The following is a 25,166-nucleotide window of genomic DNA, read 5'->3' as shown; positions in this document are numbered from 1 at the left end:
TGACGCAAGTACAACACCGCTAATAGGATGAAAAAGTGCCAGAATTACCTGAAGTTGAAACCACAAAACGCGGCATTTCTCCCCATGTAGAAGGGCAAAGCATTAGTGAAGTCATTATTCGGCAAGCAAGGCTGCGCTGGCCTATTCCGGCAGATTTAGCTCAAATATTGGTGGGGCAAAAAGTACTTAGCGTGACGCGGCGGGCCAAATATCTGCTGATCGGTTTTGAGCATGGCACCTTACTGATTCATTTGGGCATGTCAGGTAATTTACGCGTATTAACCGAAGCCTTTCCCGCCGAAAAACACGATCATTTTGATCTAGTGCTCGCCAATGGCACACGACTACGCTACCGAGACCCACGCCGTTTTGGCGCATGCCTATGGCAGCCAATAGAAAATGGCCCCCATCCTTTATTGCTGCAACTCGGCCCCGAACCTTTATCGGATCAATTTAATGCCGACTATCTACTATTGGCCAACTCTAATCGGAAAATAGCCATTAAGCTCGCCATTATGGATAACCATACCGTAGTAGGTGTGGGTAATATCTATGCAGCAGAATCGCTATTTAGAGCAAAAATTAATCCGCAAAGAGCCGCAAATAGCCTGAGTTTGCAAGAAGCAGCGCAACTGGTTATTGCCATAAAAGCCACGCTCAGCGATGCAATTACGGCAGGGGGTAGTACGCTAAAAGATTATGTAGATAGCGATGGTAAGGCGGGATACTTTCAGCTCAGTGCCTTTGTTTACGCCCGTGCGGGTATGCCGTGCAGAATATGTAGCAGTGAAATTAAGCAAATACGCCAAGGCCAACGCAGCACCTTTTACTGCCCGCAATGCCAAGTTTAATTGATATATTTCAATATTTTTAATCAACAGCAAGCTAAATCAGTAAGTATGTTAGTAATCGCTTATTACTAAAATGATATTTATGCGATAAAGTGCTGAAAAATAGGCAGTAAAAGGCTAACTTTAAAATTAAATCATTAACTTCAAATTAATCACTGAATGTTAAGCAGGACATAAATAAAATGGTCCCTAACAAATTTAAAGGGACCACAAATACAGTAGGCATGCTGCTTGCAGCGCCCAATATTAAACAGAATGCAGCAAGCAACGCCCCTACATATATGCTTATAAATTTAGTTTTAGAAGTATGTTTGTGATTTTATGGGGCAAAACGTCAGCGAACACCCCAACAACAATTGATACTAAATCTTGGCGCAGTAAAGAGAGAGATCGCAATGAGCACCGATTACCTACATCAGCATGATTTAGCCGTAAATGACCCAAGTGGCAATGACCGCCTTGTGGGAGATTTTCAAGCCTACAGCAATTGGCGAGCTCAGCTCACCCAAACCATTAGCCAGCTATCACGCTGGTTAAATGAGCAAGATTTAGAAGACGCACAAAACGGCTTACGCATATCCCAGCTGATCGAAAAGCTACGCGACGACAAGCTTAATATCGCCTTTGTTGCCGAGTTTTCTCGCGGCAAATCAGAGCTAATCAATGCCATTTTCTTTGCCAACTATGGCAAGCGCATTTTGCCCTCCTCCGCTGGCCGCACCACCATGTGCCCCACTGAGCTGCTCTACGATGCATCGCGTGTGCCTTCCATTCAGCTATTGCCAATTGAAACCCGCGCCGAAAACGTCACCACCAGCGAATACCGCCGCTACCTAGAAGAATGGCGAACCATTGAGCTGGATATCAACGATTCCGACGCCATGCTCGAAGCCTTTCGCCATGTGGGCCTAACCCGCCGTGCTCCGGTAGAAGAAGCCACCCGCTACGGCCTCTATAACAGCGATGACCCTGATCAGCTGATTGCCGTAGATGCCGCAGGCACGATTGAGATTCCTTGCTGGCGACATGCGGTGATCAACTTCCCGCATCCACTGCTTAAGCAAGGCTTGGTAATTTTAGATACACCAGGGCTAAACGCCATTGGTACTGAGCCAGAACTAACGCTCAATTTGCTGCCTAATGCCCACGCCATTTTGTTTATTTTGGCGGCCGATACCGGTGTAACCCGCTCTGATATTGATATTTGGCGCACCCATATTGGCAAAGGTGGTAATCGTGGCCGCTTAGCGGTGCTGAATAAAATCGACAGCATGTGGGATGAATTAAAAACCCCAGAGCAAATTGAAGCAGAGATTAACCACCAAATCGCCACCACTGCCGAGCTATTAGGCGTGCCAACACAGCACGTTTACCCGATTTCGGCACAAAAAGCCTTAGTTGCCAAGGTAAATCACGACGTCGATTTACTCGCCCGCTCGCGCCTTACCATCTTAGAAGAAGCGCTTTCTAACGAGCTACTGCCTTCTAAGCAAGATATCGTGCGTGATAGCACCATGACCGAGGTCGAAGACATTGTGCAAGGCACCCGCGCAATTCTGTCGGCAAGACGCGATGGTGTACTGGAGCAATTAGACGAGCTCTCTAAACTGCACGGTAAGAATCAAGACGTAGTCGGGCAAATGATGGATAAAGTCCAAGCCGATAAGCGTAAGTTTGAACAGGGCCTGGTACGCTTTCAAGCCCTGCGCAGCATCTTTAGCCAGCAAACCAATAGCCTGCTTACCTTACTGGGCATTGATGCGCTGAAAGGCAATATTGAAGTTGTGCGCGGTCAAATGGACAACAGCAAGTTTTCGTTTGGCGAGGGCGGCTTGCGCGCCATCATGGATCAGTTCTTTAAAGACGTGAACGGCAATATCAGTAAATCCGCCGAACAAGTGGCCGAAATTCAAGCCATGATGGCGGCGATGTACAAAAAATTTAGCGAAGAGCACGGCTTAGGCACCGTTACCCCTCCGCCCTTTTCTACCCTGAAATATCACAAAGAAATTTCTCGGCTAGAAAAAGCTTTCCGTGAACATTTCAACACCATCAGCACCCTGCTGACCACCAGCAAGGGGCGGCTTTCGCATAAGTTCTTTGAAACCGTTGCCAGCCGTGTGCTGTACGTATTTGAAGTAGCCAACCGCGATATCGAAAACTGGCTAAAAGCGGTAATGGCCCCCATGGAAACGCAGGTGCGTGAGCATCAGCTGCAGCTACGCCGCCGCCTAGAAAGCATCAAACGTATCCACAAAGCCACCGATACCTTAGAAAGCCGTATCGAAGAACTAGAAGAAATGGATAGACAACTTGCGCTGCAACTCGCCGATTTAGATACGCGTTTACGCAGCATTTATGCCGCGCTCAATGCGGATATTTTTGAAGCTAAAGCAGCGTGAGATTTTCAAGAGAAACCACGTAGGACGGATGCAAGCCGCGTATTTTTCAGCATGACTCGCTGGTTGCTCCCGTCCTACAATACTTACACTAGCACCGTGTTTGAGACGAGTTACAGAACCTTTTAATCCCATACACGTCTTATTAATCCAGCTTAAACAACGCCGCCGCTTATTCTGGGCGGCGTTCTCTTTTGGAAACGTCATGTCTACTATTTTGCTAGAAATTTGTGCAGGATCGATTACTTCTTGTTTAGCAGCGCAAGAAGGTGGCGCGCATCGGGTTGAGTTTTGCGACAATCTGCTAGAAGGCGGCACCACGCCATCCTTCGGGCAAATCGCCGTGGCTAGAGAACGGCTTTGGATTGGCCTGAACGTGATTATCCGTCCACGTGGTGGCGATTTTTTATACACCGATCTGGAATACGAAGTCATGCAGCGCGACATCATCGCCTGCAAAAAGCTAGGCGTGGATGGCGTTGTGATTGGCATACTGACTGCAGATGGCGATGTCGATATCGCACGCTGCAAAGCCCTTGTAGAGCAGGCAACACCCATGCACGTTACCTTTCACCGTGCTTTTGATGTGGCGCGTGATCCCTTTAAAGCCCTAGAAGACGTGATTGCAACTGGTTGCAAGCGCCTGCTTAGCAGTGGCCAAGCGGCAACAGCCACAGCTGGGGCCGCCTTACTCAAAGAGCTACAGCAAGTCGCAGGCGAACGCCTAGTGGTAATGCCAGGCGCCGGAGTACGCAGTAATAATATCGCCGAATTAGTCGCCACCACCGGCTGCGTAGAATTCCATACCTCCGCCCGCCTGCCCTTTGCCAGCCAAATGCGTTATTCCAATCCCAATGTGCACATGGGCATCCCCGGCCAAGACGAATATGCCTTGGTTGAAACCAATGCAGATTTGGTAAAAGAAATTTTAGGCAAACTCTGATTAACTGATGTTACGCACCAAGACTATTTGTGCACGAAAAAAACGGATCAAACAGGGATAATCCCCCCTCTGCTTTTTTATTATGATGCGTAGATGAGTTACTTAATAACTATTTGATATTAAATATAATTATCCGAATCAATCAAAAAGTAATGGTCATACGGTATCTGCTCGTGCCTTTTGTGTTTTTAGTAGACTGCGTATTTTTTTATCTTGCTACGTAACATCAGTGATTAACTTCAACGCCTTATTCACACGTAGTTGGTAGCTTGGGTTAGCAGCTTTATCGCGTAACCCAGTACTCCTATTTATGCCGAAATATTGAAGTAGCTGGTTTTGTCGGCCTAAAAACTGCGAACCAACCCGCTCATTTCGGCATAAACCAAGCTTCCATATAGATATAACGATTAAATCCTTCGCTAAAGCAGATTACTTCGGTAAATTCACAGGGTTGCAGCGTCGCTCGAGCTTTTATCAGCCGGCAGCCTGACCCAATTATTTTTTGCCCGGATAAAGTATGACTACCCTCAGTGAAGCAAGGCTAACTCACCTTAAGCAACTCGAAGCCGAATCTATTCATATTATTCGTGAAGTGGCCGCGGAATTTGATAACCCGGTCATGCTTTATTCCATCGGTAAAGATTCTGCCGTGATGCTGCATCTGGCGCTTAAAGCCTTTGCACCAGGCAAAATGCCTTTTCCGCTACTGCATGTAGATACCACATGGAAATTCCGCGAAATGATTAAATTTCGCGATAAAATGCCGGAAAAATTTGGTTTTGATCTGATCGTGCATATCAACGAAGAAGGTGTAAAAGCGGGCATTAATCCATTTAGCGCAGGCTCGGCCAAACACACTGATGTGATGAAAACCGAAGGCTTAAAACAAGCGCTGAATAAATATAAATTTGATGCCGCTTTTGGTGGTGCACGCCGCGACGAAGAAAAATCCCGCGCCAAAGAGCGTGTGTATTCATTCCGCGATAAAAACCATCGCTGGGATCCAAAAGTACAGCGCCCAGAATTATGGAATATCTACAATTCCAAAATCGACCAAGGCGAAAGCATTCGCGTGTTTCCGCTGTCTAATTGGACAGAGCTGGATATTTGGCAATATATCTACCTAGAAAACATCGATATCGTACCGCTCTACTTCGCCGACGTTCGCCCAGTAGTGGAGCGTAATGGCACCCTAATCATGGTAGATGACGACCGTATGCCGCTATTGCCGGGTGAAGTGCCAGAAATGAAATCGGTGCGCTTTAGAACGCTGGGCTGTTACCCGCTCACCGGCGCAGTGGAGTCCACCGCGCAAACGCTGCCAGAAATCATCCAAGAAATGCTACTGACCACCACCAGCGAGCGCCAAGGGCGCATGATCGACCACGATTCATCTGGCTCGATGGAAAAGAAAAAAATGGAAGGCTATTTCTAACCCCCCCTTGAACCACGGAGATCACAGAGAACACGGAGGTGCACGGAGGTGCACGGAGGTGCACGGAGGTGCACGGAGGTGCACGGAGGTGCACGGAGAAAACCCTGCCCCCCTCACTCTCTTCTGTTCAAACGGGACTTAGATTTAAACAACCGTACGCCTTATAAACCGAAACCTATAGCACACGTTAGCTCAGTTTTTCTCCGTGAAACTCCGCGCCCTCTGTGTCCTCTGTGTTTCAAGATTTAGGTTTAAAGAGATAAAACATGTCACACCAATCTGATCTGATCGCCAGCGATATCGAAGCCTATTTAAAGCAGCACGAGAACAAAGACCTGCTGCGTTTTATCACCTGTGGCAATGTGGACGACGGTAAATCCACCTTGATTGGCCGGCTGCTGCACGATTCAAAACTGATTTTTGAAGACCAGCTCGCCGCCATCCAAAAAGACAGCAAAAAGTTTAACACCACCGATCAGGAAATCGATCTGGCCCTGCTGGTGGATGGCCTGCAAGCCGAGCGTGAGCAAGGCATTACTATCGACGTGGCCTACCGCTACTTCAGCACCGAAAAACGCAAATTCATCATTGCCGATTGCCCAGGCCACGAGCAATACACCCGCAATATGGCCACCGGCGCATCTACCTGTGATCTGGCCGTGATTCTGATCGACGCGCGTTACGGCGTGCAAACGCAAACCCGCCGCCACAGCTATATCGTGAGCCTGCTAGGCATTAAGCACGTGATTATCGCCATCAATAAAATGGATTTAGTTGAATTCAGCGAAGCGCGCTTTAATGAAATTCGCGCACAATACCTAGAGCTGGCTAAATCCTTAAATATTGCTGACATTCAGTTTGTGCCGATCTCCGCCCTGCGCGGCGATAATGTGGTGACACCAAGCGAGCAATCATCTTGGTACAGCGGCCTTACCTTTATGCAGCATTTAGAAGCAGTACAAATCAACCGCGATAGCCGTCTAGAAGCTTTCCGCCTACCGGTGCAATACGTCAACCGCCCTAACCTAGACTTTCGTGGGTTTTGCGGCAGCATTGCTGCGGGCCGAGTCTTCCCTGGCGACGAAATCATCGCCCTGCCTTCAGGCAAAAGCGCCAAAGTGAAAGCAATTGTGACTTATGAAGGCGAATTAGACACCGCCTTTGCAGGCCAGGCCATTACGCTGACATTGGATAGAGAAATCGACATCAGCCGTGGCGATATGCTGGTTAAAACCAGCGAAACTCCCCCGCAAATCGGCCAGTCTTTTGACGCGCACATCGTATGGATGAACGAAGCACCGCTCACCGTTGGCAAAGAATATGGCTTTAAACTGGCTGGCAAAAACGTCTTTGGCCGCATTAATCAAATCGCCCACCGTGTAGACGTTAACAGCATGGAGCACGTAGCAGCCGCCGAGTTAAAACTCAACGAAATCGGCCTCTGCCGCATCATCCTCAACGCCCCAGTGGTGTTTGATAGCTACCACGATTGCAAAGGCACCGGCAGCTTCATCATCATCGACCGCCTCAGCAACGCCACCGCCGGCGCAGGCATGATCGAACAAGCCGCCGCCCACTCCGCCAGCGACGAGCAAGATGAACTCGCTAAATGGCGCGCTTTTGAAGTGGATTTAAATACACTAGTGCGCAAACACTTCCCAGAATGGGGCGCAAGGGATGTGAGGGAGATTTTTAAGGGGTGAGGATTGCTAAAGAGGGTACTTAGCCAGGGGCTTGTTGTGGCATCAATCAACAGTGCAATGCGCTATCGCTTATTGACACCCTACGAAACCATACGCATTGCCTTTGTAGGATGTTAATAAAACTCTGCGTATGACGTTTACACCAATTGTAGGGTGCGAATAAGCTCTGTATGCAACGTTTACGTCGCCCAGCGAGGGCGCATTGCACCTTGTGCCATCAAAACAGAAAAACAAACTACGCTTTATAGCTAATTTGCTCTTCACCCCCTCCTGCCCAATTTGCAGGATAAACACCTTGCTTTACCAATAAATGAAATGTTGAATAAGGCCAATCCAACACCTTATTCACTAAACCATGCTTGAGCGGATTGATGTGCACATAATCCATATGCGCCATAAAATCTCGCTCATCCCGAATTAAATGTTCCCAATAACGACGTTGCCAAATTCCACGTTCACCACGCTGAATACGCGACTCTGAACGCCATTCCGTTTTTGGCAAAGATTTTGAAAAAATGATTTTAATTAAACGCCAGCGCACATCAAAATTAAAATCATTAGCGGGCAGCTCAATAATACAGTGCAAATGCTCAGGCAACACCACCCAAGCATGAATCACAAAAGGATGAGATAAACGCACATGCCGCACCGCATTACGCAACAAATCAATATGGCGTACCAATAAATCATTATTTGCTCTTTGCAGCAAATTCAACGTAAAAAAATAAGTGCCGCCTAGATGCCAAGCGCGTCGATAATTAGGCATCTTATTAATCTAGTACAGAATTAACCCAACATACGCCTAATCACATGGCTCATTTACTAGCTGCCGCCTTGGTAGGGTGTCAATAAGCGATAGCGCATTGCACCGTGCGCACAAATCCCACAAAAAACAAAACCCCATATCCATATTAGATACGGGGCTTTTGCAGTATCAATCAGCAGCATATGGTGCAATGCGCTTCGCTTATTGACACCCTACGAAACCTTGCGCCTTACGGCCTTCCCAAAGGCGCGGCCCCACTAAAACAAAGTCTACAGGGACAGACCATGTCTATTTCGCAGAGGAAATAGAAGCTGCGCAGGGGCGAAGAGCCATGTGTGGTAGAGCAGGACGACCAAGCAAATAAAAAGGACAGGCCACGTTTCAAATTAAGCGTGTTTATTTTCGGCACAATGCACCACAACCTATTAAATGCCTATGCCTGTTTACACGTTTTAGGTGCTAAATCCTCGAAACCCGCCACAATGCCTGTCGTCGCACAAGTCCACTCACCACCAACAGCACGTGTCCATGTAATCTTTGCCGCAGAAATTTTCCCTGGCGCATTAGCCATTAAGCATGAAATAAATACAATACCTGTATTCGCAACTTCTGCAGTGATTGTGCAATTATGGGTAGTCGCTGCTAAGCCAATAGCTGCTGCATTTGCAATGCTCTCACCGTTATTCAACTTTACCTCTACCACTGTTTTTCCCGGTGTAATTTCAGCCAGGCCTGCAGCTATCTTTGCTTTAGCTTGGTAATTTGCATACGAAGGAATCGCTACTGCAGCCAATATGCCGATAATTGCCACAATAATCATCAATTCAATTAGAGAAAAACCTTTTTGTACGTTTTTCATATTGCGCTCCAACAACTATCTCTAAAAGTAGAGGAAAATTTCAGCACTCACAAATAGCACTGGATCATATTTTTTGGTTTTATTTTATTCAAAATAAAAAGCCTGATCTCAATGGCCCTATAGCATAAGGAGCACGGAACGATAGAGACAATGAAAGGATAATATTTTGAGGAAGTTTTATACTAAAGATAAAAAATGGCCTACTGCTTGGTAGGCCATTTAATTTATATGATATAAATCCTAATTAGCTATTTTTGCAACCCTTAGGCAACGCTTTCAAAGCCTCATCTGCCCATACTGCTGTAGTCTGACATTCCCACTCGCCAGAAGCTGAACGAGTCATTTGCAATACCTTACCAGCAAGAACTTTAGGCTGGTTAAGCATTGTGCAAAGGATACCGCCATCTTTAGTAACTGTACTTAATGTGCAATGCGCCGTAGTTATCTTACCAACATAACCAACAGCAGCTGGATCTGCACCAAATATAGGCGTTTCACCATCAGAAAGCTTGCTGTCATATGGAGTTCTGAAAGCATCAATTTCTGCCAACGACGCAGCAGCAAAAGATTTTGCAACGTAATTTTGATACGAAGGAATCGCTACAGCAGCCAAAATACCGATAATCGCTACAACGATCATCAATTCAATCAATGTAAAACCTTTTTGCATGCTTTTCATAATTTTATCCCTGAATCATTAAGAAACACTGCCCCTGCTGTGCTTTACTTATGATTTTTGTGTGTGGCAAGGTATAAGCAATAGCCGTGCCAATGGTTCAATAAAAATTAGAAGTTTATTATATATTGTATATCTAATGCATTGTTAGCGAGTGAAAACAGCGATAAGCCTGCAAGTAAAAATGCCCAAGAGTTCTCTTAGGTAAGCTAGGTAAATCGGCCATTTTTTAAAGAATTTAAGATAATTTTCAAGGATATATTGATCCTGCAATAAAAAAGACCACATATATTTAATGTGGTCTTTTCGTATTAAGCCATTGATTTTTAAATAATTTAGTTTTTACACGCCTTTGCTGCTAAACAAGTTCCTGTTTGAGTCCAAACAATTTGCGTTCCACCTGCTGGTACAGTAGGTGTATTAATATATGTATACCCTCCCGAACCAGCGTTCCCTGTTGCAGTAATCGCTGCAGTAACCGCTGTAATTGCCAAAGCAGTGGCCGCTTCTTTTGAATTGGTAATTGCGGTTAAACCTACTTTAGTTGCTGTATCACATAGAGTTGCATCGCCGCCATTTTCACTTAAACACAAACTAATTGAAGTACGAACAGATTCTGCTGCAGAAACAATATCTTGGAACTTCGCTTTCTTGGTGTAATCCTGATAAGACGGAATCGCAACTGCGGCCAAAATACCGATAATGGCGACCACAATCATCAGTTCGATCAGGGTAAAACCCTTTTGTATGTTTTTCATCTCTTGCTCCTAAGTCTTTAATTAAAAAGCCTTTTTCCCTGAGCATTATTTAGCGAGGTCTTTGCTTCGCTTGAATATGACATAGCAATATAGGTGCCCAGCTATGCCACTTTTACTGCAAAGCTGATTAACGGCAGATTTTTAACTGAAGCTGCCATATACTTGATTGATGATGCCGTTGTAGCTCAGTTGGTAGAGCAACTGACCCGTAATCAGTAGGTCGGGTGTTCGATTCACCCCAACGGCACCAGCTGATTTAAATATAAAAAAAGCCCCATTGGGGCTTTTTTATTGCGATGGCTAGCAGCAATGTGACAAAAATGGTCAGGTAGCGCCCATTTTTGACATCAGGTAGACCATTTATTCTAAATGTCATACTGTAAGCACAATGTGAACAAGCTTAGAGTTAGCCTAGTTTTTAGCTAAAAATTAACGTTTTATAAGGTTAAGCAGCTAAAAAGCCTAAGCCATGACGGGCAAGTAGGGCAGCTGTATCGTGCAAGGGCAGGCCCATGACGCCGCTAAAGCTGCCTTGCAGGTCTGAAATAAACATGCCTGCCGTGCCTTGAATGCCGTAGCTGCCTGCTTTATCCATAGGCTCGCCACTGGCAACATAGGCGGCGATTTGGGCGGGGCTAAGTGGCATAAAGGTGACGGTGCTAACCGATAGCACGACTTCTGTGCCGGTATCGGTGCGTAAACCCAAACTAGTAAACACTTCGTGGCTGCGACCAGATAGCTGCTCTAGCATGGCGATGGCATCCAAGGCATCGATCGGCTTGCCTAAAATTTGCCCATCCAGCACCACGGTAGTGTCTGCGGCTAAAACGGGGAGGGCAGCTAAGCCTTGCTCCAGCATGGCTTGCCAGCCTGCCTCGGCTTTTAGCTTGGCTAGCCGTAGCACATAATCCTTGGCACTTTCATTCAGTAGCGGCGTTTCGTCGATAGGGGCGGAGATGCGCGTAAATTGCACGCCAATCTGCGCTAGTAATTCTTTGCGGCGTGGGCTGCCAGAGGCAAGGTAGAGTTGGGTTGTGGGCATAGGTATCTGACGTGTAGGGCGGGTGAAACCCGCGCTGTGAATAATATGGCAATGGAATGATGGATCGCATTAAAAAGTCCGCGGGTTTCACCCGCCCTACATTTTCAAGCAAGATAACGATGCCATCACTCGCGGTGATAAGGATGATTATTGATAATGGATACGGCGCGATACAGCTGCTCGGCCAAAATCACCCGCACCATGCCGTGGGGCAAGGTCATGGCGGAGAGTTGTAATAGTTGATCGGCACGCTTTTTAACGCTTGGATCTAGGCCATCGGTGCCGCCGATGATAAACACCGTTTCACGGCCATCAATCTGCCAAGTCTTCATTTTGTCTGCCAGCTGCATGGTGGTCCAATTGGCACCGTGCTCGTCCAGAGCCAGCACGCGGGCGTCTTGAGGAATAGCGGCTAGGATGCGCTCTGCCTCGTCCACCATAACCTGCTGCGCTGTTTTGCCGCTGCCACGCTTATCGGGCTTTAGCTCTAATAGCTGCAGCGGAAAATCGCGCGGCATCCGTTTGGCAAATTCTTTATAACCGGCGTCTATCCAGTCTGGCATTTTATGCCCAACAGCAATGAGGGTAAGTTTCATACAGCGTCTGGCAAAGGGCTGGAGCTTAGCGGTTTAAGGGGAGTAGGGGTAGGTGCTTGCAAGAATTTACACAAGTCATCGAAAGGCATGGCTTTGGCATAAAGCCAGCCTTGGCCCCACTCAACCCCCATTTCTTTAAGTATCTCGGCCTGATCGCTCGTTTCGATTCCTTCTGCCACCACACTTAAGCCAAGGGCCGTCGCCATTTGCACAATATGCGAGGCCACATGGTGCGTAGCAGCACCACTACCTAGCGCTTGTACAAAACTCTTGTCGATTTTTAGTAGATCAACCGGCAGATTATGCAAATAGCTCAGGCTTGAATAACCCGTACCAAAATCATCAATCAAAATAAGGTGCCCAGCACCCCGCAAGCGGCTTATGGTGTCAATCGCGCTTGGGCCTAGCACTAAGCTACGCTCGGTAATTTCTAGCTCGATACGGTTAGGTGCAATATGATGTTTTTTACAGAGCGCAGCCAAGTTTTCTACAAATAGAGGCGAGGCTAAATCCGCTCCTGCTAAATTAACCGAAACCGATATATCCAGATTACTCAGCTTGCTTAAGTCCGTAATCACTTTTTCTAGCACAAACTGCGTCAGTAGGCTGATTTGGCCATTTTCTTCGGCATAGGCAATAAAAATATCCGGGCTAATTTTTGAGCCATTTTGCCGCTGCCAACGTAATAGCGCCTCAGCACAACACACTTTTCCATTAGCCAGTGCAACCATAGGTTGGTAATGCACCACAAACTCACCCAATTGCAGGCCTTCGATAATTTCCACGCCAAGGGTAAAGCTACGGCGAGTAAGCCAAGCAATAATGCCGATGAGTAGCACGCAAATAATAAAACCGAGCGGTAGCAAATCTTTAAAGGAAGCTAACCAAGCACGCTGCAGCTCTTTGGGGGGCAAGTAGGCGGTCATTTTATAATTAGGATTAGTTGGGCTAACCCTAGATTGCTGCAACCATGATTGATCGTATGCTTTCACACCCTTCGTTTTCGCCAACACTCGATGATTCAGCACGGCTTCGATATAAAGCTCGCGTTTTTTAACTGGCAAAATATCTACTAAATATTGTGAATCCATCACCACATAATGCGGGCCGGAGCCATATAAAACAGAGGGCCGAGGTAAATCCCCTTTAAATGCAAACCAAAGCGAGCGCCCCAATACAGTTTGCTGATCGCGTGGCGGTAAAGAATAAACGATGTGGCTAGACTGCGAGCACTGTACCTGTTGATTGGGCGCATACAATACATCACGTATAAACAGCTCTTTAAAGGTAAAATCACGGAGCTGCCGTTGATGGGCGTCACTACAGTCCTTTAGATCTAAGCGATCTAATTTAGCCAAAATATCGCCACTCACCGTAAATGCACGACTACTACGCAACATGGCTTGCTCAACCACATCGGTAAGATAAGTCTGCAACTCTTCTTTTGCCTGCTCCCTAGCCAGCCACGCAGCAAACAACGTCACCGTTATGCAGGCTAGGATAGAGATTAGAATAGCCTGCCAAAATAGTTTTTTTTTGAGCATATATTTATGCTTACGCCCTATATTAATTTGCTATCTCAACAACCTTACACTAAATTAGATTATGCTTATATATGAGTAACTTTGTTGTTTACGATCACCCAGACTTTTTAGTGGCGATTAAGCCAGCTGGCTTATCTTTTCACAAAGAAGAGGATGAGTTGGGCTTTGTTGAGGTATTACGCCAAACACTAGGCGGAATGCCACTTTGGCCCGTGCATCGGCTCGATAAACTCACCTCTGGTTTACTGCTTTTTGCCAAAAGTGCTGCAGCCGCTCGCTACTTTGGAACCGCCTTTGCCGAGCATCGTATTCATAAATATTACCTAGCCATCTCTGACAAAAAACCATCCAAAAAACAAGGTTGGGTCAAGGGTGCAATGGAAAAAGGCAGGGGAGGCTCTTGGCGCTTAAGTCGTGATGGTGAGTTAAAAGCGGCCACACAATTTTTTAGTTATGGAGATATGCAAACGGGCCAACGATTGTTTGTACTTAGACCACTCAGTGGTCGCACTCATCAATTACGCGTTGCCCTGAAAAGCTTGGGCAGCCCTATTTTGGGCGATGAGCGCTATGGCGGCACACCAGCAGATCGTGGCTATTTACACGCTTGGGCTTTAGATTTTGATTATCAAGGAGAACAGCAGCGAATTTTACTGGCTCCAGAATCAGGATCTGCCTTTCAAGGGCTAGAAGCGCAACTCGCCACCATCGACTCGCCTTGGGATTTACCTTGGCCAAGCAAGTGACTCTAGCAAACGGTGCTTTTAACGGCCTTCGCTTTCTAATTTTTTAAGTTCTTTAATCACGTGCTGCTGCCTACGGCTCACTGCCAAGCGCTCTGGTAAATCGCGTAAAATCACTTGCCAGTGTGCTTCGCTGCCGCCTATGGCGGATTTTTCAAAGCCAGACATCATATCGCGCGCCACCAAGCAATTACGGTGTATGCGTACAAAGTGATTGCCAAACTCTTCTTCTAATCGGGTCAGAGAATCTTCCAGCAAATACTCACGATCCCTTGTGCGCAGCGTGATGTATTTTTGCTCAGCTTTAAGATAATAAGCATCAGAAACAGGGATTAAATGCACTCGGCCCCGTTCTGTAACGCTGAAATGGCTGCGAGCATGGCTAGCAGGCTCGGCTTGAACTCGAGCAGAACGCATATCCTGTACCCGCTTCAAAGCAGAAAGTAGCCGTTCCTTACGGATAGGCTTTAATAAGTAATCCACGGCACGCACTTCAAAGGCGGCAACGCCGTACTCTTCAAATGCGGTAGCAAAAATAACCGCAGGAGGGTGCGAGAAATGGCTTAGCTCTCTGGCCAGCTCAATACCACTCATTTGTGGCATTTGAATATCCACAATCACCGCATCTGCATCGGCTTCTGCCAGCGCGGCAAGGGCTGCCATGCCACTAGTAGCGGTGCCTACAACATCGTGCGGGCATTCATCAGCCACATCAGCCAACACATCTTGTAACCTGCGCAAGGCAGGGATTTCGTCATCAACAAGGAAAAGGCGCAATGGTGTTCCCATGGGGAATCTCCCGGTAAGGCAAGACAATATGTATTTGATAATAGTCGTTATTCGCGTAAGTGCTTAAATTGGCTTCAGCATCAAAGTGAAGCAATAAGCGCTGGCGGATATTGTCTAGCGCCATGCCATTGCCTCGATGCTGGCTTACCGTACCTACGGGTGGTAACGCATTTTTAATGACTAGATGCACTTGCGTATCTTTCTGATAAATTCGAACCTGAACTGGGCTTGGTTCCAATATAGGTTCTACGCCGTAATAAATTGCATTTTCTAACAAGGGCTGCAATAGCAAAGGGGGCAGGGCGGCCATCAAGGGCGCATCGCTGATATCCCATTCCACCTTCAACCTATCGCCTAAGCGCACGGCTTCAATATTTAAATAACGCCGAGCAATTTCAAGTTCACACTTCAAACTAGCCAGCTGCTGCTTATCCACCATCACCACTCTGAATAAATCAGCCAAGTCTTCTAGCACTTGCTCTGCCCGCCGTGGCTCACGACGAATCAATGACAACACCGCATTTAAGCTATTAAAAAAGAAATGTGGCCGGATCCTTGCTTGCAGCGCCGCCAATCTTGCTTCAGTGAGCCTTGGTGACAAAGATTTCCAGCGCAAACGCATGTAAAGCATTAAAGACACTACCAACATCATGGTAAACAGCAGCGCAGGAAGCAAGCCAGTCTGAGGTAGCAGCAAAGAAGTAAGTACTTTTCTTTGCCCGTACACCAGCAACATCGCCAGCAAATTAACCAAGACAATGCCAGTCCGGAAAGAAAGCGGCTTTAAGTAAGGCGCCGCTAAGGCCAAGCCTAATAAAGTACCTAATAGCGGCAGCTCCACCCACATTGCCGCCTCACCCAGCCTTAATGGCCACTCTTCCCAACGTGATAGACCCAATAATACGTAAGCCAACATCCCCAAATGCACCACGACTAAAATACGCAAAATAACGCCAAAATTACGAAAATCTGGCAAAGGGACGGGCTCTTCGCTTAATTGCTCTAGCAGCATACGGTTCATCCATGGGATACATCTGCGGTGTAAACGCCGATGATCTGTCTCAGAAACATCTGAAAACAGAGCCTACACTATAAGGATCTTATTACGGGCTTGCTGAATGTCACTCGCCATTATCCATAGCCGCGCCATGATTGGTATTGAAGCGAGTGCCGTGCTGGTAGAAATCCACTTGGCAAACGGTTTACCGGCTTTTAACTTGGTAGGCTTACCCGATTTAGAAGTCAAAGAAAGCCGTGAACGGGTTCGGGCGGCCCTCGCCGTGTGCGGTTTTGAATTTCCCAACCAACGTATCACAGTCAATCTGGCCCCTGCCGATTTACCTAAATCATCAGGCCTCTTTGACTTACCCATTGCCATAGGCATTTTGGCAGCAAGTGGTCAGCTTCCTTTAGAGCAGCTTAATCATTTTGAATTCGCTGGCGAGTTAGGGCTATCGGGTGAACTACGCTCTATTCGTGGTGCGCTAGGTATGGCTTGGGCTGCCCAAGCGGCAAATAGAACGCTTATTTTACCCGCCGCCAGCGCCGCAGAAGCCGCCTTACTCAGCAGCGCCAGCGTGCTTTCGGCGACTCATCTGATGCAAGTTTGCCGTCATTTACTAGGCAGTGATCCACTGCCTATCGCCCAGCCACTGGCGATAGAAGCGCCACCAGCCATGCTCGATTTAAGCGAGGTAAAAGGGCAGCAACAGGCCAAACGCGCACTAGAAATTGCCGCAGCAGGTAGGCACAGCCTGCTCTTAATTGGCCCTCCCGGCACAGGAAAATCCATGCTGGCGCAGCGTTTGCCTAGCTTGCTTCCCAAGATGAATGAGCTGGAAGCGCTAGAAGCCGCCAGAATTCAATCACTAGGTAGAGAGCGTCTAGATGCCAGCCGCTTTGGAGTTCGCGCTTACCGAGCGCCCCATCACACCGCATCTGCGGTGGCTTTAGTGGGCGGAGGAAGTGTGCCGCAGCCAGGCGAAATCTCCTTAGCCCATCACGGCGTATTATTTTTAGATGAATTACCCGAGTTTGATCGTAAGGTGTTAGAGGTTTTACGCGAGCCACTAGAAAGCCAAAAAATTCATATTGCTCGTGCCGCGCATTCAACCATCTTCCCTGCCGATTTCCAATTGATCGCCGCCATGAATCCCTGCCCATGCGGCTTTTTGGGCCACCCAAAGAAAGCCTGCCGCTGCACGCCCGATCAAGTTGCCCGCTACCGAAGCAAATTATCCGGCCCCTTTATGGATAGAATTGACCTAGTGATCGAAGTGCCATTATTACCAGAAAGTACGCTGCTGGCCGCGGCCACAGGGGAATTATCCAGCGTAGTAAGGCAACGTGTGGCAGCGGCTCACCTCAAACAAGAAGCGCGGCAACAAACGCCCAATGCGCGGCTTAGCGGCAAATTACTAGAACAACATTGCCCCTTAAACAACGAGGCCCGAGGCCTACTGCAAACCGCGATCCAAAAACTATCGCTCTCCGCCCGCGCCACCCACCGCGTGTTGAAAGTAGCCAGAACCATTGCCGATCTAGCCGGAGAAGACGGCATTAGCACCAGCCATATTGCCGAAGCAATTCAATATCGGCGAGGCTTGGGCGGGTGATGAAGGATAGGTAATGTAGGGTGGGCCCCCGTGTCCACGTATTTATTTGCATGATTTTTAACCATCGCCCGCGTGGGCACGATAAAGCCTTGTGCCCACCCTAGATTTTTTATATCTAGCCTTGTGGTAGTTAATTTTGTCTCAGCTTGCTAGACTCCGAGGCACTTTAGTAATCGGTTTCACGTGAAACATGGCAACTCCTAAATACGACGAATCCTCCGTTAAGGTCTTAAAGGGCCTTGATCCTGTCCGGCACCGCCCGGGTATGTACACTCGCACCGATAACCCACTGCACATCTGCCAAGAAGTCATCGACAACGCGGCCGATGAGGCTTTGGGCGGCTACGCCACCAAAATTGATGTGGTGCTGTATCGCAATCAAAGCGTGCGCGTTTCTGACAATGGCCGTGGCATTCCGGTTGGAATACACCCAGAAGAAGGCGTACCAACAGTGCAGGTGGTGTTTACCCAGCTGCACGCTGGCGGTAAGTTCGATAAAAAAGACGGCGGTGCTTATGCGTTTTCTGGCGGCTTGCATGGCGTTGGCGTATCAGTCACCAATGCGCTATCCACGCGTTTAGAGGTTGAAGTCAAACGCGATGGTCAGTTGCACCGCTTAGTATTTGGTAGCGGCGATGTGATTGAGCCGCTAGTGGTGCTAGGCAGCTGCGCTAAAAAAGACAGTGGAACCAGCGTTTATGTTGAGCCTGATCCTAAATACTTTGATTCGCCGCTGATTCCGCAAGCAGATTTAGAACATCAGCTCAAATCCAAGGCCGTGCTCTTGCCTGGCCTTGTGGTCAATCTAGCTATTGAGCAAGCCAATGGCGAAATGATCAATAAGAGCTGGTGCTACCCTGATGGCTTAACCGGTTATTTATCTGAAAAAGTAGCGGGTTACACCCAGCTCATCCCTATTTTTGAGGGTGAGAAATATATCGAGCAGGTTGACGATACCTTTTCGCTAGGTGAAGGTTGCGCTTGGGCGCTAACTTGGACCGATGAAGGCCCTGTTAACCGCGAATCTTACGTTAATCTGATCACCACGCCTTCCGGCGGCACCCATGAGTCAGGCTTACGTGATGGCGTGTTTCAGGCGGTTAAAACCTTTATTGAATTTCACAGCCTGCTGCCTAAGGGCGTAAAAGTACTGCCAGAAGACTTATTTGGCCGCTGCTCGTTTGTGCTATCTGCCAAAATTCTAGACCCACAGTTTCAAGGCCAAACTAAAGATAAGCTAACCAGCCGTGATGGCTTAAAGCTGGTTTCTACCGTGGTGCGCTCACCATTTGAAATTTGGCTAAATCAACACGTTGATCTAGCTAAAAAACTAGCTGAGCTGTGCATCCGTGCAGCGCAAGCGCGGCAAAAAAACTCGCAAAAAGTAGAAAAGAAAAAATCCTCTGGCGTGGCGGTTTTACCCGGCAAGCTTACCGATTGCGCATCGGATGAAACCGAGCGCTGCGAGTTATTTTTAGTTGAGGGTGATTCGGCGGGGGGCTCAGCCAAGCAAGGCCGTGATAAGGATTTTCAAGCCATTCTGCCGCTGCGCGGTAAGGTGCTGAATACTTGGGAAGTCGATCGCGACCAGATTTTTGCCAATAATGAAGTACACGATATGGCGGTTGCCATTGGGGTTGATCCGCATACGCTAGGGGATAGCAAGGCGGATTTATCTGGCCTGCGCTACGGAAAAATCATCATCATGTCGGATGCGGACGTAGATGGCAGCCATATTCAGGTGCTGCTACTCACGCTGTTTTATCGCCATTTTCCGCAGCTGATTGCAGCGGGGCATATTCATGTGGCCCAGCCACCGTTATACCGTGTAGACGTGGCTGGCAGTGGCAAGGCCAAGCCACCGCGTAAATTTTATGCGCTAGATGAGGGCGAGTTAACGGCTATTTTAGACAAGCTTCGCGTCGAAAAAGTGCGTGAAAATGCATGGAGCATTAGCCGCTTTAAAGGGCTTGGTGAAATGAATGCCGAGCAATTATTCGACACCACCATGAACCCTGATACCCGCCGCATGCTGCGCGTGGGCATTAACGACGATGTAGCGCTCAATACCCGTGAGCTGATGCATATGCTGATGGGCAAGACCGAGGCCAGCAGCCGCAAAGCTTGGCTAGAGGCGCGTGGTAATGAAGCTGAAGCAGATATTTAAATAGCTTTAAGTATAAAAGAAGGGCCGCTAAACAATATGTCTAGTGGCCCTTTTTTATGCTTACTTAAGCTTGCGGAATAGCTTGCCTAACAATGTTGAATCTTCTGTGTGCTCTGTATCATTTTCATCAGGAATAAGTTCGCAATGATCTGGCAGCGCATCAGCGTTAACCTTGCCAGCAACAAGGCAGCTCCAGCTAATCTGGCCATTCTCATTGGCCGATGGGCTCAGAATAATTTTCTTATCCTGATGCGGCGCATTCAATGTCACCGTTACTTCAACGGATTCGGAATCCAGTTCAACATCTTTAACAATGCCATTAGCTGGTTTTTTAAAGCCCAAAGCTTCTAAATCAGCAGGAGCATATTCATTTTCTGCGTAGAACTGACCAACTAAATTTGCCGCAGTATGGCCAGCAGCATAAGCTTGGCTTAACTCAACACGGGTTTTAGCATTCAGTGCTTTAGTTTGATATGTGCTATAGGCAGAAATAGAGATCGGTACCAGAATCAGCAGCAGATAAAGATAAACTACCATCGCTCCGATCAGACCAAAACCGGTATTGGGGATGGTGGCAGAAATCAGCCAAGCAAAAATATTGCGCCGTGGAAATACGGTTTCTTCGCCTTTTTCAATTCGCGCCACGCGCTTGCACAGCCATGGATAATCAGCAGTCAGCTCATTAACCGCCATCCAGAAGCCATCGGTATCCTTAGTCTGAGCGATATAGGCTTGGGTATTCAGTGTTTTCCAACGGGTGCTCCCCGCAGCGAGTACTGCCAACGCATGTACTGCGCTTTGCTTATTACTGCTGCAAGCTAAGCCATACTGATCACAGCTGTATTCTCTGGCCCGCGAATAAGCCGTGCCTAGCAGAGGAATCCACGTTGCAAACACCAGCCACCAGTGATGAACCAGATGCTTTTGTGCAATATGACCTAATTCATGGCCGATATAAAAGTTAAGCGCTTCAGGATCATCCTGCAATGCATCCACAATATCGCTTAATAAAACCACGTAATAACGGCGTAAAAAACGTGTTGCAAAGGCATTTAAAGCACCATTGCCGGTCATTAAATAAAACTCTGGCAACTTGCTTACACCGGTAATCTGGCAGCAGGCTACAAAGCGATCATGTAAATCTGGGAATTGCTCTGCGGTAACGCGTACGCCATTACCCCGCACATAAGAAATAAAATATGAAAAACCAAATAAGCCGATGAGATACAGCACCAGCATAATGATCCAGATAATTCCCAAAGTAGCGATGGTTAGCCCTAGCCAACACAAGCCAGAAATCAGCGCCATAATTATAAACAGCCGCTGCTCATTCGCATAAGGCTTGATATTTGCTCGCTGGATTGCATTGCCCTGCAGCGGTACTGCGCCCTGCTCTTCCATAATGCCTCAATGTGTATTTTTACAAGGCGGTGATTATAGCTTGTAAACGTGCATGTACTTACTTGAATCTTGTACTTGTCAATTAACTACATAAGTATTTCTACCAACATACGTAAGATTGTAAATTATTAATAATTTGCCGTGGATCAACAGAATTTCAGCTTTACTCAAGTAGAATCCGACTAAATTAGTCGGGAATTATTAGGAGCTACAGATGATGTTGTTTTCATCCGAATCGGTCACATTTGAAACACCCATTGCCATGCTGACCGCCTGTCATGACAGGGTGCGTCAGTACGCGGCTCTAACACACAAGCTTGCTCTGCACCTGCTTAAAAACGGCGCAGATGCCAAAGCTCAAGAGGCAGCAGCAAGCATCCTGCGTTATTTTGATATCGCAGCCCCCTTGCACCACGATGACGAAGATCTCGATTTATTCCCACTATTAAGCCAGCACGGCCAACCAGAGCTGCAAGCCATCATTGCGGCCACCAGCGCCGAACACGCCACGCTAGGCCTGCTCTGGCAAGAAGTACGACGCTATTTAGTACCGCTAGCGGCTAGCAAGGGCGGGGTATTACCACTGGCTTTAGCAGAGGACTTTGCTAATCGCTACTCAGCCCATGCCCAGCTAGAAGAAACAGCCATCTACCCCTATGCCGCACAATTACTCGATACGGCCACCTTGGCAACCATGGGCCAGAAAATGGCAAACCGACGTATGCAAGGTACTGAAAAATGAAAACCTTCCTTAGTGCCCCACATCGCATCGGCTTTTTTAGCGGCACGCTTTTACTGATCCTCAGCCTTGCTTGGTGGGCTAGCGAGATGCTACTCAGAGCCAAGGGCAGCACGCTGGCAAGCAGCATTGCGCCGATTTTTTTACACGGCTATCTGATGCTGTATGGTTTTTTTCCGCTGTTTATGTTGGGCTTTATTTATACGGCAGGACCAAAGTGGCTAAACGTTGCCAGCCCAAGCGCACCGCTGTATGTGCCAATTATCTTGGGCTACGCCCTAGGCAGCGCCTTGCTGATTGCAGCGCTGGCATGGCCCTCATTGCTAATCTTAGGCATTGCGCTACATTTCCTTAGCTGGGGAGCCGCCTGCTGGGTATGGTTTAGCCGAATCTTAGCCAGCCATGCCACAGATCGCAGCCATGCCATCGCTATTGCCCTTGCCTTTGGCTTAGGTTGGCTAGGGCAAGGATTTGCGCTGTTTTGGGCGGCATTTTCCTCGACCAATAGCTGGCTCAGCATGGTAGAAATCGGCCTGTGGGGATTCTTATTACCGGTTTTTTTAACCGTAAGCCATAGAATGCTGCCGTTTTTCTCCGCCAACGCGCTCGCTAATTACACCGCTTGGCGGCCGCGCTGGCTGCTTAACGCCATGCTTGCGCTGGCTTGGGCCCATGCAGCGTTTAAGCTGGCTGGGCATAATAGTATTGGTGTGGATACGCTGTTTGCAGGCCTGCTGCTTTATACCAGCTGGCGCTGGCGGCTATTTGCATCGCTGCAAAACCGCTTATTAGCTATGCTGCATCTGGCGTTTGCTTGGGCAGGCATCGCCATGCTGCTCTACACCGTGCAAGACGCTGCCGCCTTAGCCGGCTGGGCTATTTTAGGATTTGCTCCGCTACATGCACTGACCATTGGCTTTTTTGGCACCATGCTGCTGGGCTTTGCTACCCGAGTCAGCCTTGGCCACGCCGGCCTGCCACTACTTCTTAGCCGCATGGCTTGGACGCTCTACTGCCTACTCCACGGTGTTACTCTGGCCCGTGTCCTTGCCGATATTATTGGCCAATGGCAAACACCGCTGCTCTGCACTGCAGCCTTAGGTGCTTTAGCCGCTTTTCTTATCTGGGGCAGCCGCTTTATGCCAGTCTATTTAAAGCCAAGGGCGGATGGCAAGGCAGGTTAATCGGCTAACGATAGGGCGCAGCGCAAAGCGCTCTATAAATTTCCAGCAAAGCGCTTATCATAAGCAGCCTACCATCTCGAGTTTTAGCATGCTGCACGCCGAAGTCCTGCTTACCCTCATTCACTCAGTTGATCTCGTCGCCAGTAACTCCCTATCGGCGAGTAGCCAAGCTAAGCTCGCCACCATCCATTCCCCCTTGCGCGCTCAGCAATTTATTTTGGGCCGGATGATGTTGGCCAAAGCAGCAGAGCGCATATTGGGCGACAGCTATGCCGTGAGCGATATTGAGGAGGGCGAGTTTTTCCCTTATTTGCTTAAAGCACCTGATTTACACGGCAGTATTTCGCATAGCGGGGATTATCTAGGCGTAACTGTGAACGCCGAAAGGGTGGGCTTAGATCTAGAAAGCTGCCGCTATAAAAAAAATATCGCCAAACTTGCTGAATTTGCCTTAGCCGAGGCCGAAGCAAACTGGGTAAATGCCTTGCCAGATGAATCTCAAGAACGTTTTTACCTGCTTTGGACTTTACGTGAAGCGGCGTTTAAAGCAGATTTACGCGAGCAAGTCATACGCGGTAGCAGCTTAATTATTGATGAAAATATCAAGGTAGATTGGCACTGGGCCAGCGTAAGAGAGCCTAAACAGCGGGTAAGTATCGCCTCCGCCACGGCCTGCTCTTTGGTTTTAATCCACAATCTGGCGCTGTAATTGCCAAATAACGATGCATTCCATCAAATATTGCACTCTTTACCCTTAGCGCCCAAAACCGAACAAAGTGGCCTTAAAAGACAAAAAATAGCCAAAATAATGGGTTTACTAAGCGAAAATAATGATTTTTAGCCGTTTTTTGCTAGAGAATGCAAAATATGCAGCCGTTTTGCAAAGGACTGATAAGCGACACTTTGCGATAGTACGGTATATGCAAACGCAGAGTTAAGGTAAGCTACCCCTTCATACCAACCCTAGTTTTCTAATGATGACCGATCAAAATTCAGCTTTAGCTCAAGCATTTCAATCTGCGATTGGCGAGAAATCTGCCCGTCAGCAGCAAATTATGATTATTGAATTACTTTATCAGCGCTATCCGGTGATGAAGCAATTTAAGCCTTTAATGATCGGTGTTCACAAAGAGCTAGAAAAAGCACTGCCACAGTTTGGTGCCAATCATGTGCACCGCGCCATTGCCGCTCACTGTCGCAAAGTGCGCTACCTTAAATCGGTAGCCCGTGGCGGCAAGCGTTTTGATCTGAATGGCAAGCCAGTAGGCGATGTAACTGTTGAAGAAAAAACAGCCGCAGCTAAATTCGTACAAAATATCGAAGATCGCAAAAAGCCACAAACCGCTACCGTAGCAGAAGAAGTGGCTGTTGATCCGATGATCACGAGCGAAGTCATTGCTGAACCAGCAGTTACAGACGCAGAGAGCAAAGCAGAGTAAATCGCTTTAGCTCCATATAAAAAGGCCGCTGCTGCGGCCTTTTTTATTGCTTATCCAGAGCAAATCTATCTAACTTGCAAGCACCGAATCATCTTAGGGCGGATAAAACCCGCATACTTTTTAGTATTGCCCGCGGGTTTCACCCGCCCTACAAAAAAAGCTGTAGCACCAGCCCACGCAGCGAGTCCAGAATGCGTAGGCATAAACACTTGCCCACCCTACATTATTGCTGCTTTATAAGTCACAGCACCACTATCCTTCGCCATAAAAAACATCATATATCGTAGCGCTACATAGCCCACAATCACCGTAGCAACCGCTAATTCAAACTGTGCCAACCACTGCACCTGCGCCACGTATTCAGCGGCAAACTCCCACTGCCCAAGTAAATGGCTACCTGATTATGTCTCTTGCTCAATTAAGGCTTGAAATACCCCTCTTGGACAAGGTTTAGCCTGCATCACGGCTTTGAGTAATCGAGGAATCAGAGCGCACAGGTCTGCTCGACGATTGAAAC

The 25,166-nt window shown here is 47.8% G+C and carries 22 protein-coding genes and 1 tRNA gene; 13 read left to right on the top strand and 10 right to left on the bottom strand.

From position 1 onward, the window contains the following. Window positions 1-35 precede the first annotated feature (35 nt). The 5 genes from mutM (at window position 36) to cysN (ending at window position 7,331) form a co-directional block, all read left to right on the top strand. On the top strand, window positions 36-851 hold the full coding sequence (gene mutM, locus R6242_RS17690) for a bifunctional DNA-formamidopyrimidine glycosylase/DNA-(apurinic or apyrimidinic site) lyase (RefSeq protein WP_318429342.1): 816 nt from the start codon (window positions 36-38) through the stop codon (window positions 849-851). A gap of 395 nt (window positions 852-1,246) precedes the next feature. Further along, the gene (locus R6242_RS17685; protein ID WP_318429340.1) at window positions 1,247-3,253 is read left to right on the top strand and encodes a dynamin family protein; all 2,007 of its coding nucleotides are present in this window, start codon (window positions 1,247-1,249) and stop codon (window positions 3,251-3,253) included. A 202-nt stretch (window positions 3,254-3,455) separates the two neighbouring features. Then, entirely contained in the window at window positions 3,456-4,193 is a 738-nt protein-coding gene (locus R6242_RS17680; protein WP_318429338.1) for a copper homeostasis protein CutC, read from the top strand. A 517-nt stretch (window positions 4,194-4,710) separates the two neighbouring features. Further along, the gene (gene cysD, locus R6242_RS17675) at window positions 4,711-5,628 is read left to right on the top strand and encodes a sulfate adenylyltransferase subunit CysD (protein WP_318429336.1); all 918 of its coding nucleotides are present in this window, start codon (window positions 4,711-4,713) and stop codon (window positions 5,626-5,628) included. Between the two features lie 266 nt (window positions 5,629-5,894). Continuing rightward, window positions 5,895-7,331, top strand: coding sequence for a sulfate adenylyltransferase subunit CysN (cysN, locus tag R6242_RS17670; RefSeq protein WP_318429333.1), 1,437 nt, complete (start codon window positions 5,895-5,897; stop codon window positions 7,329-7,331). Window positions 7,332-7,566: 235 nt separating this feature from the next. Here the strand turns inward: cysN and R6242_RS17665 are convergent, their stop codons facing one another. The 4 genes from R6242_RS17665 to R6242_RS17650 form a co-directional block, all read right to left on the bottom strand. After that, window positions 7,567-8,097, bottom strand: coding sequence for an REP-associated tyrosine transposase (locus R6242_RS17665; RefSeq protein ID WP_318429330.1), 531 nt, complete (start codon window positions 8,095-8,097; stop codon window positions 7,567-7,569). Between the two features lie 433 nt (window positions 8,098-8,530). Beyond that, complete coding sequence (locus R6242_RS17660) at window positions 8,531-8,956, bottom strand: pilin (RefSeq protein ID WP_318429328.1); 426 nt, start codon at window positions 8,954-8,956, stop codon at window positions 8,531-8,533. Between the two features lie 244 nt (window positions 8,957-9,200). Continuing rightward, a complete protein-coding gene (locus R6242_RS17655; protein ID WP_318429325.1) occupies window positions 9,201-9,635 on the bottom strand; it encodes a pilin in 435 nt (144 codons plus the stop codon). 332 nt (window positions 9,636-9,967) lie between these two features. Further along, window positions 9,968-10,390 (bottom strand): pilin, encoded by a 423-nt coding sequence (locus R6242_RS17650; protein ID WP_318429323.1) that lies wholly within the window; start codon window positions 10,388-10,390, stop codon window positions 9,968-9,970. A 174-nt stretch (window positions 10,391-10,564) separates the two neighbouring features. Here R6242_RS17650 and R6242_RS17645 point away from each other — a divergent pair. Further along, a tRNA-Thr gene (locus tag R6242_RS17645) sits at window positions 10,565-10,640 on the top strand. 195 nt (window positions 10,641-10,835) lie between these two features. Here the strand turns inward: R6242_RS17645 and R6242_RS17640 are convergent. From R6242_RS17640 to R6242_RS17630, 3 genes are all read right to left on the bottom strand, one after another. Next, window positions 10,836-11,432 (bottom strand): Maf family protein, encoded by a 597-nt coding sequence (locus tag R6242_RS17640; protein ID WP_318429320.1) that lies wholly within the window; start codon window positions 11,430-11,432, stop codon window positions 10,836-10,838. Window positions 11,433-11,557: 125 nt separating this feature from the next. Then, window positions 11,558-12,028 (bottom strand): 23S rRNA (pseudouridine(1915)-N(3))-methyltransferase RlmH, encoded by a 471-nt coding sequence (gene rlmH, locus R6242_RS17635; RefSeq protein ID WP_318429317.1) that lies wholly within the window; start codon window positions 12,026-12,028, stop codon window positions 11,558-11,560. After that, window positions 12,025-13,572, bottom strand: a complete 1,548-nt coding sequence (locus R6242_RS17630; protein ID WP_318429316.1) for an EAL domain-containing protein — start codon at window positions 13,570-13,572, stop codon at window positions 12,025-12,027. The genes rlmH and R6242_RS17630 overlap by 4 nt, the downstream gene beginning before the upstream one ends. Before the next feature lie 71 nt (window positions 13,573-13,643). On the opposite strand from R6242_RS17630, the gene R6242_RS17625 reads away from it, so the two are divergent. After that, window positions 13,644-14,318, top strand: coding sequence for a TIGR01621 family pseudouridine synthase (locus R6242_RS17625; protein WP_318429313.1), 675 nt, complete (start codon window positions 13,644-13,646; stop codon window positions 14,316-14,318). Window positions 14,319-14,336: 18 nt separating this feature from the next. Here the strand turns inward: R6242_RS17625 and R6242_RS17620 are convergent, their stop codons facing one another. Both R6242_RS17620 and R6242_RS17615 read right to left on the bottom strand, forming a co-directional pair. Then, window positions 14,337-15,104, bottom strand: coding sequence for a LytR/AlgR family response regulator transcription factor (locus R6242_RS17620; protein WP_293931132.1), 768 nt, complete (start codon window positions 15,102-15,104; stop codon window positions 14,337-14,339). Continuing rightward, on the bottom strand, window positions 15,073-16,116 hold the full coding sequence (locus R6242_RS17615; protein WP_318429309.1) for a sensor histidine kinase: 1,044 nt from the start codon (window positions 16,114-16,116) through the stop codon (window positions 15,073-15,075). Before R6242_RS17615 ends, R6242_RS17620 begins: the two co-directional genes overlap by 32 nt. A 106-nt stretch (window positions 16,117-16,222) precedes the next feature. Here R6242_RS17615 and R6242_RS17610 point away from each other — a divergent pair, with 106 nt between their 5' ends. Together R6242_RS17610 and parE are read left to right on the top strand one after the other, a co-directional pair. Next, the gene (locus R6242_RS17610) at window positions 16,223-17,719 is read left to right on the top strand and encodes a YifB family Mg chelatase-like AAA ATPase (protein ID WP_318429306.1); all 1,497 of its coding nucleotides are present in this window, start codon (window positions 16,223-16,225) and stop codon (window positions 17,717-17,719) included. 190 nt (window positions 17,720-17,909) lie between these two features. Next, entirely contained in the window at window positions 17,910-19,886 is a 1,977-nt protein-coding gene (parE, locus tag R6242_RS17605) for a DNA topoisomerase IV subunit B (protein ID WP_293931140.1), read from the top strand. 60 nt (window positions 19,887-19,946) lie between these two features. On the opposite strand, the gene R6242_RS17600 is transcribed toward parE, so the two are convergent. After that, the gene (locus tag R6242_RS17600; RefSeq protein WP_318429304.1) at window positions 19,947-21,287 is read right to left on the bottom strand and encodes a M48 family metallopeptidase; all 1,341 of its coding nucleotides are present in this window, start codon (window positions 21,285-21,287) and stop codon (window positions 19,947-19,949) included. A gap of 214 nt (window positions 21,288-21,501) precedes the next feature. Between R6242_RS17600 and R6242_RS17595 the strand changes: the two genes are divergently transcribed. The 4 genes from R6242_RS17595 (at window position 21,502) to R6242_RS17580 (ending at window position 24,649) form a co-directional block, all read left to right on the top strand. Next, a complete protein-coding gene (locus R6242_RS17595; protein ID WP_318429301.1) occupies window positions 21,502-22,029 on the top strand; it encodes a hemerythrin domain-containing protein in 528 nt (175 codons plus the stop codon). Continuing rightward, complete coding sequence (locus tag R6242_RS17590) at window positions 22,026-23,210, top strand: NnrS family protein (RefSeq protein WP_318429299.1); 1,185 nt, start codon at window positions 22,026-22,028, stop codon at window positions 23,208-23,210. Before R6242_RS17595 ends, R6242_RS17590 begins: the two co-directional genes overlap by 4 nt. Before the next feature lie 88 nt (window positions 23,211-23,298). Beyond that, window positions 23,299-23,919 (top strand): 4'-phosphopantetheinyl transferase family protein, encoded by a 621-nt coding sequence (locus R6242_RS17585; RefSeq protein ID WP_318429296.1) that lies wholly within the window; start codon window positions 23,299-23,301, stop codon window positions 23,917-23,919. A gap of 265 nt (window positions 23,920-24,184) precedes the next feature. Beyond that, window positions 24,185-24,649, top strand: a complete 465-nt coding sequence (locus R6242_RS17580; protein WP_293931153.1) for a ProQ/FINO family protein — start codon at window positions 24,185-24,187, stop codon at window positions 24,647-24,649. Window positions 24,650-25,166: the final 517 nt, after the last annotated feature.

Origin of the sequence: Iodobacter sp. CM08, from assembly GCF_033446605.1 — a bacterium.
Taxonomy (GTDB): domain Bacteria; phylum Pseudomonadota; class Gammaproteobacteria; order Burkholderiales; family Chitinibacteraceae; genus Iodobacter.
This window is presented reverse-complemented; position numbering and strand designations above follow the sequence as displayed.

Coding starts and splice junctions, on each gene's coding strand:
- rlmH (WP_318429317.1), bottom strand. CDS start 12,028: ATGAAACTTACCCTCATTGCTGTTGGGCATAAAATGCCAGACTGGATA.
- R6242_RS17650 (WP_318429323.1), bottom strand. CDS start 10,390: ATGAAAAACATACAAAAGGGTTTTACCCTGATCGAACTGATGATTGTG.
- R6242_RS17610 (WP_318429306.1), top strand. CDS start 16,223: ATGTCACTCGCCATTATCCATAGCCGCGCCATGATTGGTATTGAAGCG.
- R6242_RS17595 (WP_318429301.1), top strand. CDS start 21,502: ATGATGTTGTTTTCATCCGAATCGGTCACATTTGAAACACCCATTGCC.
- R6242_RS17620 (WP_293931132.1), bottom strand. CDS start 15,104: ATGGGAACACCATTGCGCCTTTTCCTTGTTGATGACGAAATCCCTGCC.
- R6242_RS17585 (WP_318429296.1), top strand. CDS start 23,299: ATGCTGCACGCCGAAGTCCTGCTTACCCTCATTCACTCAGTTGATCTC.
- parE (WP_293931140.1), top strand. CDS start 17,910: ATGGCAACTCCTAAATACGACGAATCCTCCGTTAAGGTCTTAAAGGGC.
- R6242_RS17660 (WP_318429328.1), bottom strand. CDS start 8,956: ATGAAAAACGTACAAAAAGGTTTTTCTCTAATTGAATTGATGATTATT.
- cysD (WP_318429336.1), top strand. CDS start 4,711: ATGACTACCCTCAGTGAAGCAAGGCTAACTCACCTTAAGCAACTCGAA.
- R6242_RS17615 (WP_318429309.1), bottom strand. CDS start 16,116: ATGCTGCTAGAGCAATTAAGCGAAGAGCCCGTCCCTTTGCCAGATTTT.
- R6242_RS17580 (WP_293931153.1), top strand. CDS start 24,185: ATGATGACCGATCAAAATTCAGCTTTAGCTCAAGCATTTCAATCTGCG.
- R6242_RS17665 (WP_318429330.1), bottom strand. CDS start 8,097: ATGCCTAATTATCGACGCGCTTGGCATCTAGGCGGCACTTATTTTTTT.
- R6242_RS17640 (WP_318429320.1), bottom strand. CDS start 11,432: ATGCCCACAACCCAACTCTACCTTGCCTCTGGCAGCCCACGCCGCAAA.
- R6242_RS17630 (WP_318429316.1), bottom strand. CDS start 13,572: ATGCTCAAAAAAAAACTATTTTGGCAGGCTATTCTAATCTCTATCCTA.
- R6242_RS17600 (WP_318429304.1), bottom strand. CDS start 21,287: ATGGAAGAGCAGGGCGCAGTACCGCTGCAGGGCAATGCAATCCAGCGA.
- R6242_RS17590 (WP_318429299.1), top strand. CDS start 22,026: ATGAAAACCTTCCTTAGTGCCCCACATCGCATCGGCTTTTTTAGCGGC.
- R6242_RS17655 (WP_318429325.1), bottom strand. CDS start 9,635: ATGAAAAGCATGCAAAAAGGTTTTACATTGATTGAATTGATGATCGTT.
- cysN (WP_318429333.1), top strand. CDS start 5,895: ATGTCACACCAATCTGATCTGATCGCCAGCGATATCGAAGCCTATTTA.
- R6242_RS17625 (WP_318429313.1), top strand. CDS start 13,644: ATGAGTAACTTTGTTGTTTACGATCACCCAGACTTTTTAGTGGCGATT.
- R6242_RS17685 (WP_318429340.1), top strand. CDS start 1,247: ATGAGCACCGATTACCTACATCAGCATGATTTAGCCGTAAATGACCCA.
- R6242_RS17680 (WP_318429338.1), top strand. CDS start 3,456: ATGTCTACTATTTTGCTAGAAATTTGTGCAGGATCGATTACTTCTTGT.